This window comes from Acinetobacter sp. WU_MDCI_Abxe161 (genome assembly GCF_025514355.1).
Classification (GTDB): Bacteria; Pseudomonadota; Gammaproteobacteria; order Pseudomonadales; family Moraxellaceae; genus Acinetobacter; species Acinetobacter pittii_E.
Genome location: NZ_JAHPTU010000028.1, coordinates 1 through 11,244, shown reverse-complemented (window position 1 = coordinate 11,244; position 11,244 = coordinate 1). Strand labels below are relative to the sequence as shown.

Here is an 11,244-nt window from a genome sequence, read left to right as displayed (position 1 = left end):
GCTTGGCTTGCCGCTTCACAGGCCTGATTAATTTCCTGTTCGGTTGCATGGTGAAACTCATAAGGCAAAGTTTCACCAGTTGTTGCATTCACACTTTTCAATAAAGTTGTACTTTGTGCGCTACGCGAACCGCCAATAAAGTTGTGTCCAATGACCATTTTAAATTCCTTAAAGTGTTATAACTGAACCGATCGGTAGCTCTGCTTGTGTATGAGCAAGTTTGTTTTTAAGGGGAAGACCGAATTCTTTCATTTCAATTTCAAACTCATCGTTGACTTGTGCCTGAATACCATCGGCAAAAGATAAAGTGGCTGTACCGAAGTAGTGAATATGAACATCCCCTGCTTTTAAGAATTGTTGATACTTAAAGTGGTGATATTCCAGATTTGCCAAGCTATGGCACATATTGTCCTCACCCGACAAAAACTCTTTTTCCCAAATGATTTGTCCATCACGGCGCAAGCGGCTGGTTCCCACTAAATGTTTCGGTAATTCGCCTGTTCGTAAAGCTGGACCAAAACTACAAAAACGTAATTTTGAATGGGCCAGATATAGATAATTACGGCGCTCCATTACATGGTCAGAATATTCATTACCTAGCGCAAACCCAATTCGGTAAGGCTTTAAGTCTTCTCCAATCACATATAGGCCTGCGATTTCAGGTTCTTCGCCACCGTCTTCAGCAAATGGAGGTAAAGGCAACTCCGCTCCCGGTCTCACCACAATTGAACCATCGCCTTTATAAAACCATTCTGGCTGTGCACCGACTTGACCTTCTGGTGGACGGCCCTTTTGTAGCCCCCATTGAAATATGCGCATGGTGTCGGTCACTGAGCTGTCATCGCTTAAATTTTGCTGATGCATTTTGTCGCGTGCTGATGCAGAACCTAAATGAGTTAAACCTGTACCGGAAACTAAACAGTGCGTTGGATCTGGATGGTCTAAAGGCGGCAGTACCTTTAAATCTGCTAATAAAGATGAATAATCATAGGTCTCTGATTCAAACCCTAATGTCTCAACTTGTTGCTCAAGTGAAACTTTATTGCGGATTGCCAAAAGTGCTAAATCACGAACCGATTGAATATTTTTAACCGGATATGCCATGTTACCTTCTACTTTGGCAACGGCACGTTGATTTGCACGATTTTCAAATTGAATAATTTGCATGTTTTATTCCTTACAAAGGCTTTTGAATATTCACTGTTTGAGTTTTTTGACGTTCGAGCTTGGCATAGACGATGTATGTCAAAATCAGACCAAAAAGCATGACGATAGATAAGAAATACAAGCCTGCAGCCATATTTCCTGTGTATTCTTTTAAAAGTCCGATGCCAAATGGCCCAACGTAGCCACCTAAATTTCCAACAGAATTGATTAAGGCAATGCCAGCCGCTGCACTTGCCCCTGTTAAGAAACGGCCCGGTAATGTCCAAAACACAGCAGTTGATGAAAATAGGCAGAACGCAACCACAGCCAAAGCAGCCAACTGCATGACTGGAGAATTTAGCCAAGCACTTAAAAACATTGCGCAAGCGCCTAGTGCGTAGAGAAAACTTAAATGTCCATAGCGATCATTTAGACGATCGGTACTACGTGGAATAATTAATAATCCAATAATTCCAAAAACGTAGGGAATGCTAGATAAGAAGCCAATTTGAAGATCAGTACCGCCTCCAAATTGCTTGATAATAGAAGGCAACCAGAGATTTAAACCGTAAATACTTAAAGTCACTGGTAGGTAATACAATGCTAATAAAAGTACGCGTTTGTCTTTTAAAGCATGTAGAGGATTGGCATGTCGGGTTTGATCATATTCGGCTTCATCTTTAACAAGTTCATTTTTAAGCCATTGTTTTTGTTCAATGCTTAACCATTTCACTTTATCAATATTATCTGGTAACCACAGGAATGTTGGTAGAGCCAATAAAACCGCAGGTAAGCCGACTGCAATGAATAACCATTGCCAACCATGTAAGTTTGCAATGCCATCCATTCCAAGTAATAGACCAGCTAAAGGCCCAGCAATCATCATGGCAATGGGTTGTGAAAGCACAAACATTCCCATAATTTTTCCGCGATGACGCACGGGATACCACTGAGTGATGAGGTATAAAACACCCGGGAAAAAGCCTGCCTCCGCTACACCAAGTAAAAACCGTAAGAGATAAAAGCTTTTCGGCCCTTCAATGAGCGCCATAGCCATGGTGATTAAACCCCATGTCAATAAAATGCGGGTAAACCATTTACGGGCACCAAATTTGTCTAAAAGCAAATTACTTGGAACTTCAAAAAGAAAATATCCAATAAAAAATAAGCCTGCTCCTAGACCATAGGCTGCATCACCAATTCCGACGTCGGCACCCATATGCAAATGAGCGAACCCAACAGCGGCACGATCAATGTAGGCCACCAGATATAGTATGACTAATGCAGGTATCAGCTTAAACGTGACCGTCCGTATTACATCCTTTTCGAAATCCATGTTCGACTCCATTTCCTATTATTTACTTATAGAGCATCTTGCTCGTAAATTATCCTTTCAATTTAAAATATAGTAATACTATTTAAATTTCAAACCTTTTAAAAATAAAATTTATGGTGTATTTTTAATTTAATTAGTTCTAATAGTAATACTATATAGGGAAATTTGTATGAATAACAAACAAGTTCTTCGTTCGGCTGCCTGGTTTGGTACAACGGATAAAAATGGCTTTATGTATCGTAGTTGGATGAAGAACCAAGGAATTCCAGATCATGAGTTTCAAGGCAAACCGATTATTGGGATTTGTAATACGTGGTCTGAACTCACACCATGCAATGCCCATTTTCGAAAAATTGCAGAACATGTAAAAAAAGGGATTTTAGAAGCTGGCGGCTACCCTGTTGAGTTTCCTGTGTTTTCAAATGGTGAGTCGAATTTACGTCCTACTGCCATGTTTACACGTAACTTAGCCAGCATGGATGTTGAGGAAGCTATTCGTGGTAACCCTATTGACGGTGTGGTGTTACTAACAGGTTGTGACAAAACTACACCTGCATTATTAATGGGTGCCGCGAGCTGTGATATTCCTGCCATTGTAGTAACTGGTGGGCCAATGCTGAATGGTAAGCACAAAGGTAAAGATATTGGTGCTGGTACTATCGTTTGGCAAATGCATGAAGAGTTAAAAGCAGGCAAAATCGATTTAAATGAATTTCTATCTGCCGAATCTGGTATGTCACGCTCAGCGGGTACATGTAATACCATGGGCACTGCTTCTACCATGGCGTGTATGGCCGAAGCCTTAGGCACTTCTTTACCACACAATGCAGCCATTCCAGCGGTAGATTCTCGTCGTTATGTGCTAGCTCATCTTTCTGGCATGCGTATTGTTGACATGGTTCATGAAGATTTACGTCTTTCTAAAATCTTAACCAAAGAAGCTTTCGAAAATGCCATTAAAGTTAATGCAGCTATTGGTGGTTCAACTAATGCGGTGATTCACTTAAAGGCAATTGCTGGACGTATTGGGGTTGATTTACAACTCGATGACTGGAACCGTGTCGGCCGAGGCATGCCAACGATTGTTGACTTGCAGCCTTCTGGTCGTTTTCTCATGGAAGAGTTCTATTATAGCGGTGGTTTACCGGCCGTAATTCGTCGTATGGGCGAAGCCAATCTCTTACCACATCCACAAGCTTTAACCGTAAATGGTCAGGGCATCTGGGAAAATTGCCAGCAGTCACCTATTTATAACGATGAAGTGATTCGGAAAATAGATAATCCAATTCGACAAGATGGCGGCATGTGTATTTTACGCGGTAATTTAGCGCCTAAAGGTGCGGTGCTTAAACCTTCTGCTGCAACACCTGAACTGATGAAACATCGTGGTCGTGCAGTCGTATTTGAAAACTTTGATGATTATAAAACCCGCATTAATGATCCACACCTTGATGTCGATGAAACTTGTATTCTAGTCATGAAAAATGCTGGCCCTAAAGGCTACCCGGGCATGGCGGAAGTGGGCAATATGGGGTTACCCCCAAAGATTTTAGCCAAAGGCATTACCGACATGGTTCGTATTTCCGATGCACGGATGAGCGGTACAGCGTATGGCACCGTGGTTTTACATGTTGCCCCTGAAGCTATGGCTGGCGGGCCTTTAGCCGTAGTTCAAAATGGTGACTTCATTGAGCTTGATGCCTATGAAGGGAAACTTCATCTGGAAGTGAGTGATGAAGAACTTAAGCAACGTCTTGAGAATTTGGCACCTCCAGCACCGCCAAGTTTTATTGGCGGCTACCGCAAACTCTATGTAGAACATGTTCTACAAGCAGATGAAGGTTGTGATTTTGATTTCTTGGTCGGTTGTCGAGGCTCAGAAGTTCCACGTCATTCCCATTAATATTTATTCTTGAAAAAGATGATCTTGTTAAAACACAAGGTCATCTATACCATAGGATATTCAACATGTCGTAATAGTGAAATATGAGTAAAGCTGACTATAAAAATCCTATTCCAAGCAAAAGCCAACATGCATTAATTGTTCAACAATTGGGATTAAAAATTGTTTCTGGTGAAATCTCAGAAAATGAAAAGCTCCCGAGTGAAGTTGATTTATGTGAGGAATATAAAGTCAGCCGTCCTGTCTTTCGCGAAGCAATCCGTGTTTTAAACGCGAAAGGCTTAACTTACTCAAGACCAAAAATCGGAACTGTAGTAAGGCCTAAAGAAGAATGGCATTTGCTCGATCCGGATGTATTGTTTTGGTTGATTCAAACGACGCCTGAACATGAGTTTTTTAAAACCCTTTCTACCGTACGACGCGTTTTGGAACCTGAGCTTGCTTATATTGCGGCAAGTACCGCAAACGAAGAAGATATTGAACGCATTAAACATGCCTATGATGGGATGGAAAAAGCGACAACAGTTGAAGAATTTATAGAGCCAGATATTCAATTTCACTTAGCAATTGCTAAAGCAACGCATAATGACTTGCTGGCTTATATGTCGAAAATGCTGGTTTTACCTTTACAACAATCAATTCAAGTCACCAGTCTACGCCCAAATTTACAAGGCCATTCATTACCTAGACATAAAGCGATTTTAACCGCAATTGAAAATAAAGATCCGCTCTCTGCTCGCCATGCTTCACTTGTTCAGCTGGACGACACCAAAATGGCTTACGATTTAATTAAAAAATAATTTTTATATATTTATTATTTAAAGCCTGATGCTCAAAATTAAGTCATCAGGCTTTTTTATTTATAAATTAGTTAGAACACTTTTTTAACTGAGACAGTAAATGTCGAATCAATCGGGTTTGAAATTGGTGCATCGGGTTCACCATTACTATACTTCTTATAGAACCCATCTTTATCCCAAGCTTTGGTATAGGCTAAGCCAGTAGTCCAGCCATCACCTAAATCTTTAATCAGCTCGACTTTCATATCCTGAAAATTAGCTTCCGAGAAATTTTTAATTTTTTCATAGCCATAATGAGCACCAAAAGTCCAAGACTCATTAATAGGCTGAGTAAAAGTTAGATCTAAATAAGTTGTTCCTCTTGAACGTTTACCTGCTGGGCCACCCATCGTATCGGAGTTATAGCCTGCATAATCTGGGGTATAGGTAATATAATATTTAAGAGTCAAAGGTCCATAACCAATTTGAGGTACAATTTCGCCATAGTTATAACTGGTACTCCCCGTTTCAGGCGTGCTTTCAGCTCCCGGATAGTAGTAATAAAAAACCGTCATTCCGGCCGAAAACTTATCGAAAGTTTTGATATAACCTGTATAAAAATCCCACTCAACTGAAGCATCTCGTAAATAGTTAGAACTTACATTCGATGCCCAAGTTCCCACAAATAATCCATTTGGATTGGTATAATCGAGACCTATTTGTAATGCTGGTTTGCCCCAAGTTTGTTGAAAACCACGTGATATATATTGACTTGCGAAGGTGACATTAGCACTGTATGGAGAAATTTTTTCTTGTTCATTTAATTGTTCAGCATGTACCACACCGGTAGATATAATGAGAGAAGCAACACCCAAAATTTTTCTCATTCAATAATTCCTTTTAAATATTACCTATAATCTTAAAGTTTAAAAATAACATGATAATTCAATTTAAAACGTATTAAAAAGTTATAAATTTAAATTTCTAGACACTTCTTCTTGGCTATAGATCTCTTCAATGCAGTCTAAGATTTTAGGAATATAAGAACTTTGGTCCATGTTACGCATAGATAGAGAAATAGGACTATAAGCTTCTAAGTCCAAGATATTTAAATAAGTTAAATTCTTCATCCCAATATCACAGGCACTTTCGGGAATAATACAAATACCCTCTCCAGATGCCACTAAGCCAAGTGCCATATGAATTTCGCGGACTTCAGTCAGTTTGGCAGGAACAAGACCTAATTTGGTAAACAAAGCTTGAATCGTGGTCGAAAAATTCGGCTTAGGTGTGGTTGGATAAGAAAAAATTGTCTCATTGATAATTTGAGATAAATAAATTCCTGATTCTTGGAACTCACTTAAAGGATGTTTTTTATGAATCGCCAGTTTTAATTTTTCTTTTCGAAGTAAAAGTCTCTTAATGGCAGGATCACTAATCGGCAATCGACCAAAACCTAAATCAATTTTACCTAACTTTAGAGCCTCGACCTGATCTCGTGTACCACATTCAATAAGCTCGACATGAATGTCAGGATTTTTTTGTCTAAATAGATAAATGACCTGCGGTAATCGCCCATAAAGAAGCGAACTCACATAGCCAACTTTAACGACATTCTCGACCAGCTTCATTTTTTTAGCCATTGAAGCAGCTTGAGCCGTATGCGTTAGAATCTGAACAGCATGTTGGTAAAAAAACAGCCCTGCCTCTGTCACTTTTAATGGACGTGAGCCTTTCACAAACAAATCAATACCTAATTCTTCTTCTAGTTTTTTAATTTGTCGCGTGAGTGGTGGCTGGGCAATAAAAAGCTTCTCAGCCGCTTTTGTGAGACTTTGTTCTTCCACAACGGTAACAAAATAACGTAGATGTCTTAATTCCATTAATATACCTTTTTAGTATCTTAAAATACCGTTCTATATCTATTTTAGGCTATTACATTCTTCTATGGTATGTAAACAAGTTCGTAATAGTTGAAACTTCATGTATAGAACCATAGAAACCATACTTGTGGATATTCCAACTATCCGTCCTCACCAGCTGTCTGTGACTACAATGCGTACCCAGACTTTGGTGCTCGTTAAAATTACGACCACGGATGGTATTGTCGGTTGGGGTGAAGCGACCACCATTGGTGGACTGAACTATGGTGAAGAAAGTCCTGAAAGTGTCAAAGCCAATATTGATACTTACTTTGCACCATTACTCGCATCAGTTAAAGATTTAAATGTGGCTCAAACACTAAAACTGATTCGTAAGAATATTAATGGTAACCGTTTTGCGAAATGTGCCATTCAGACTGCCCTACTTGATATTCAAGCAAAACGACTAGGCGTACCGTTAAGTGAAGTTTTAGGTGGCCGTTTGCGTGATAGTTTACCTGTACTTTGGACGCTCGCGTCTGGTGACACAGAAAAAGATATTGCTGAAGCTCGCAAAATGATTGAGCTAAAACGTCATAACACGTTCAAACTCAAAATCGGCTCACGTCCTTTGCAACACGATGTTGATCATGTGATTGCAATTAAAAAAGCATTAGGTGCAGATATTAGTGTACGTGTTGACGTAAATCGTGCATGGTCAGAACTGGAATGTATTCAAGGTATTCAACAGCTACAAGATGGCGGAATTGATTTAATTGAGCAGCCTTGCGCCATTCAAAATACTGAAGCACTTGCTCGTTTAACGCGTCGTTTTGATGTTGCAATCATGGTAGATGAAGCTTTAACTGGCCCTGACAGCGCATACCGTATTGCAAAAAGTCATGGTGCAGATGTATTTGCGGTGAAGATTGAACAATCAGGTGGTCTGATCGAAGCATGTGAAGTTGCCAAGATTGCAGGTTTGGCTGGAATCGACCTTTATGGCGGTACGATGCTTGAAGGCCCTGTAGGTAGCATGGCTTCTGCTCATGCGTTTGCAACCTTTGAAACACTAGCGTTTGGCACAGAATTATTTGGTCCATTATTACTTACCGAAGAAATTTTGAAAGAACCACTACGCTACGAAAACTTTGAATTGCACTTGCCAACAGCTCCAGGCTTAGGCATTGAAATTGATGAAAATAAACTTGAAAAGTTACGTCGTTAAGGCAACAGGATAAGGAGTTTCCCATGTTATTTCATGTACGTATGGATGTGCATATTCCACTTGATATGCCGGCCGACAAAGCGAATGAAATTAAGGCTGTTGAAAAAGCCTATTCGCAAGACTTACAGCGTCAAGGTAAATGGCGCCACATCTGGCGTATTACAGGCCAATACTCAAACATCAGTATTTTTGATGTTGAGAGCAATGAAGAGTTGCATAACATTTTACAGGGATTACCACTTTATCCTTACATGAACATCGAAGTGATGGCGCTTAATCGCCACCCTTCTTCTGTTCGTGATGATGATTCGTAATCTAAGAAAATAGTTTGAGTGTGTGGTCTGAAGCACACTCAAAAACTAAATACACTGATTCAAAAGGTAACAAGGAACGTGGTAGACACTATTTGCTAGCAAAACAAAATGCCCGCAGCTCTGCCACCCAAAACCGTATTGCATACTTAAGGAGCTTTAGTATGAACCGTCAACAAATTGATGCGCTTGTAAAACAAATGAATGTCGACACTGCAAAAGGCGAAGTCGATGCACGTGTTCAACAAATTGTAGTGCGCCTTCTCGGGGATTTATTTCAAGCCATCGAAGACTTAGACATCCAACCTTCAGAAGTATGGAAAGGTTTGGAATATTTTACCGATGCTGGTCAAGCAAACGAACTTGGACTTTTAGCAGCTGGCTTAGGTCTAGAGCACTATCTTGATTTACGTGCAGATGAAGCGGATGCAAAAGCTGGTGTTACGGGTGGCACACCTCGTACCATCGAAGGCCCACTTTATGTAGCGGGTGCACCTGAATCTGTTGGTTTTGCTCGTATGGATGATGGTACTGAAACAGGCAAAATCGATACCTTAATTATTGAAGGTACTGTGACCGATACTGATGGCAATATCATTGAAAATGCTAAAGTTGAAGTATGGCATGCCAACAGTTTGGGCAACTACTCATTCTTTGATAAGTCTCAATCTGACTTCAACTTACGCCGTAGTATTTTGACTGATGCTGATGGTAAGTATGTAGCATTAACTACGATGCCAGTAGGCTATGGTTGCCCGCCAGAAGGCACAACTCAAGCCCTTCTTAACAAATTAGGCCGCCATGGTAACCGTCCATCTCACGTTCACTACTTCGTTTCTGCACCGGGTTACCGCAAGCTTACAACTCAATTCAACATTGAGGGTGATGAGTACTTATGGGACGACTTTGCCTTCGCTACTCGTGATGGTTTAGTGGCAACAGCAGTTGATGTGACTGACCCAGCTGAAATTCAACGCCGTGGTTTAGATCACGCTTTCAAACACATCACATTTAACATCGAACTTGTTAAAGATGTTGATGCTGCACCGTCAACTGAGGTTGAACGTCGTCGTGCTAGTGCTTAATTGAAAGTATATGTGAGTTAAAAGTTCGCTTTTGACTCACAAAACTTAGTCCATTTATTACTACCATTAGGAATTTTAAATAAATTTTTAGCGGTAGTAATACATCACGTTACCTCATGCTCTAAGGTTTCTCACATGATTGACAAAAGTAAGTCCTCACTAAGCGAGGCACTATCGCAGATTAAGGATGGTGCAACCATTCTGATTGGTGGTTTTGGTACCGCAGGACAACCCGCTGAACTCATTGACGGACTGATTGAACTGGGTGTTAAAGATTTAACTATTGTCAGCAACAATGCCGGTAACGGTGATTACGGTCTGGCGAAACTGCTTAAAGCCGGTTCAGTTAAAAAAGTGATTTGCTCTTTCCCACGTCAAGCAGACTCTTATGTGTTTGATGAACTGTACCGCGCCGGAAAAGTCGAACTTGAAGTAGTTCCGCAAGGCAATCTGGCTTGCCGTATTCAGGCAGCCGGTATGGGACTTGGAGCTGTGTTTACCCCAACAGGTTTTGGAACACTTTTAGCTGAAGGCAAAGAAACCCGCCAAATTGATGGGAAAGATTATGTGCTTGAATATCCGATCAAAGCTGACTTTGCCTTGATTAAGGCTTACAAGGGCGATCGCTGGGGCAATCTGGTTTACCGTAAATCTGCACGTAACTTTGGCCCGATCATGGCCATGGCTGCTGATATCACCATTGCTCAGGTGTCTGAGGTGGTTGAGCTAGGTGGATTAGACCCGGAACACATCATCACCCCAGGTATCTTTGTACAGCATGTTGTACAAGTACAGCCCGCACAGTAAGCAATAAGGAGAAATAACATGAGCTACCAGAAACTCAGCCGTGACCAGATTGCAAAGCGTGTGGCACAAGATATTCCAGATGGTGCCTATGTAAACTTAGGTATTGGCTTACCGACCAAGATCGCCAGCTACCTACCGAATGACAAAGACATTTTTCTTCATTCTGAAAATGGCCTATTGGCTTTTGGCCCACCACCAGCGGCAGGTGAGGAAGACCCTGAACTGATTAATGCGGGTAAAGAGTTTGTGACCATGCTTGAAGGCGGCAGCTTTTTTCATCATGGCGATTCATTTGCCATGATGCGTGGAGGTCACCTTGATATTGCCGTACTTGGCGCCTTTCAGGTTGCAGCCAATGGTGACTTGGCGAACTGGCACACCGGTGCACCGGATGCGATTCCTGCGGTAGGTGGTGCGATGGATTTGGCTGTAGGTGCCAAGAAAGTCTTTATCACTACAGACCATGCAACCAAGCAAGGTGAGCCGAAGATTGTCGCTGAGCTCACTTATCCGGTAACAGGTAAGCAATGTGTTGACCGTATTTACACTGACCTGTGTGTGATTGATGTGACTAAAGATGGTTTAAAGGTGCTTGAGAAAGTGGAAGGTCTCAGCTTTGATGAGTTACAGGCTTTAACGGGTGCAACTTTGATTGATGCGACTCAAGGGTAAGGTTTATAGGTCAAAGAATTACTGCAACATTCACTATGGTGACAGGCGACATGGATGTCGCCCGTTGGACAGGGAGGCAAGGAAGCCTCCTCTGTTCAACAAAGGTTTTTGTTAC

11 protein-coding genes and 1 pseudogene are annotated in these 11,244 nt (G+C 41.2%); 7 read left to right on the top strand and 5 right to left on the bottom strand.

Annotated features, from left to right (window positions below; all coding sequences use genetic code 11):
• From KTI78_RS17590 to abaQ, 3 genes and pseudogenes are all read right to left on the bottom strand, one after another.
• Window positions 1-158: pseudogene (locus tag KTI78_RS17590) on the bottom strand (aldehyde dehydrogenase (NADP(+))); the annotation flags it as partial.
• A 10-nt stretch (window positions 159-168) separates the two neighbouring features.
• Window positions 169-1,167 (bottom strand): AraD1 family protein, encoded by a 999-nt coding sequence (araD1, locus tag KTI78_RS17585; RefSeq protein WP_016140857.1) that lies wholly within the window; start codon window positions 1,165-1,167, stop codon window positions 169-171.
• Window positions 1,168-1,177: 10 nt separating this feature from the next.
• The gene (gene abaQ, locus KTI78_RS17580; RefSeq protein ID WP_016140856.1) at window positions 1,178-2,482 is read right to left on the bottom strand and encodes a multidrug efflux MFS transporter AbaQ; all 1,305 of its coding nucleotides are present in this window, start codon (window positions 2,480-2,482) and stop codon (window positions 1,178-1,180) included.
• A 169-nt stretch (window positions 2,483-2,651) separates the two neighbouring features.
• Between abaQ and KTI78_RS17575 the strand changes: the two genes are divergently transcribed.
• Entirely contained in the window at window positions 2,652-4,385 is a 1,734-nt protein-coding gene (locus tag KTI78_RS17575; protein ID WP_262446867.1) for an IlvD/Edd family dehydratase, read from the top strand.
• Between the two features lie 83 nt (window positions 4,386-4,468).
• A complete protein-coding gene (locus tag KTI78_RS17570) occupies window positions 4,469-5,185 on the top strand; it encodes a FadR/GntR family transcriptional regulator (RefSeq protein ID WP_002113901.1) in 717 nt (238 codons plus the stop codon).
• 71 nt (window positions 5,186-5,256) lie between these two features.
• On the opposite strand, the gene KTI78_RS17565 is transcribed toward KTI78_RS17570, so the two are convergent.
• Together KTI78_RS17565 and KTI78_RS17560 are read right to left on the bottom strand one after the other, a co-directional pair.
• Complete coding sequence (locus tag KTI78_RS17565; RefSeq protein WP_262446866.1) at window positions 5,257-6,051, bottom strand: TorF family putative porin; 795 nt, start codon at window positions 6,049-6,051, stop codon at window positions 5,257-5,259.
• Between the two features lie 81 nt (window positions 6,052-6,132).
• On the bottom strand, window positions 6,133-7,047 hold the full coding sequence (locus tag KTI78_RS17560) for a LysR family transcriptional regulator (protein ID WP_016140852.1): 915 nt from the start codon (window positions 7,045-7,047) through the stop codon (window positions 6,133-6,135).
• Window positions 7,048-7,147: 100 nt separating this feature from the next.
• Between KTI78_RS17560 and KTI78_RS17555 the strand changes: the two genes are divergently transcribed.
• The 5 genes from KTI78_RS17555 (at window position 7,148) to KTI78_RS17535 (ending at window position 11,129) form a co-directional block, all read left to right on the top strand.
• Entirely contained in the window at window positions 7,148-8,254 is a 1,107-nt protein-coding gene (locus tag KTI78_RS17555) for a muconate/chloromuconate family cycloisomerase (RefSeq protein WP_262446865.1), read from the top strand.
• A 23-nt stretch (window positions 8,255-8,277) separates the two neighbouring features.
• On the top strand, window positions 8,278-8,568 hold the full coding sequence (catC, locus tag KTI78_RS17550) for a muconolactone Delta-isomerase (RefSeq protein WP_000897236.1): 291 nt from the start codon (window positions 8,278-8,280) through the stop codon (window positions 8,566-8,568).
• A gap of 161 nt (window positions 8,569-8,729) precedes the next feature.
• Window positions 8,730-9,650, top strand: coding sequence for a catechol 1,2-dioxygenase (gene catA, locus KTI78_RS17545; RefSeq protein ID WP_016145450.1), 921 nt, complete (start codon window positions 8,730-8,732; stop codon window positions 9,648-9,650).
• Between the two features lie 135 nt (window positions 9,651-9,785).
• Window positions 9,786-10,457 (top strand): 3-oxoacid CoA-transferase subunit A, encoded by a 672-nt coding sequence (locus KTI78_RS17540; RefSeq protein ID WP_262446864.1) that lies wholly within the window; start codon window positions 9,786-9,788, stop codon window positions 10,455-10,457.
• A gap of 18 nt (window positions 10,458-10,475) precedes the next feature.
• Entirely contained in the window at window positions 10,476-11,129 is a 654-nt protein-coding gene (locus tag KTI78_RS17535) for a 3-oxoacid CoA-transferase subunit B (protein ID WP_262446863.1), read from the top strand.
• Window positions 11,130-11,244: the final 115 nt, after the last annotated feature.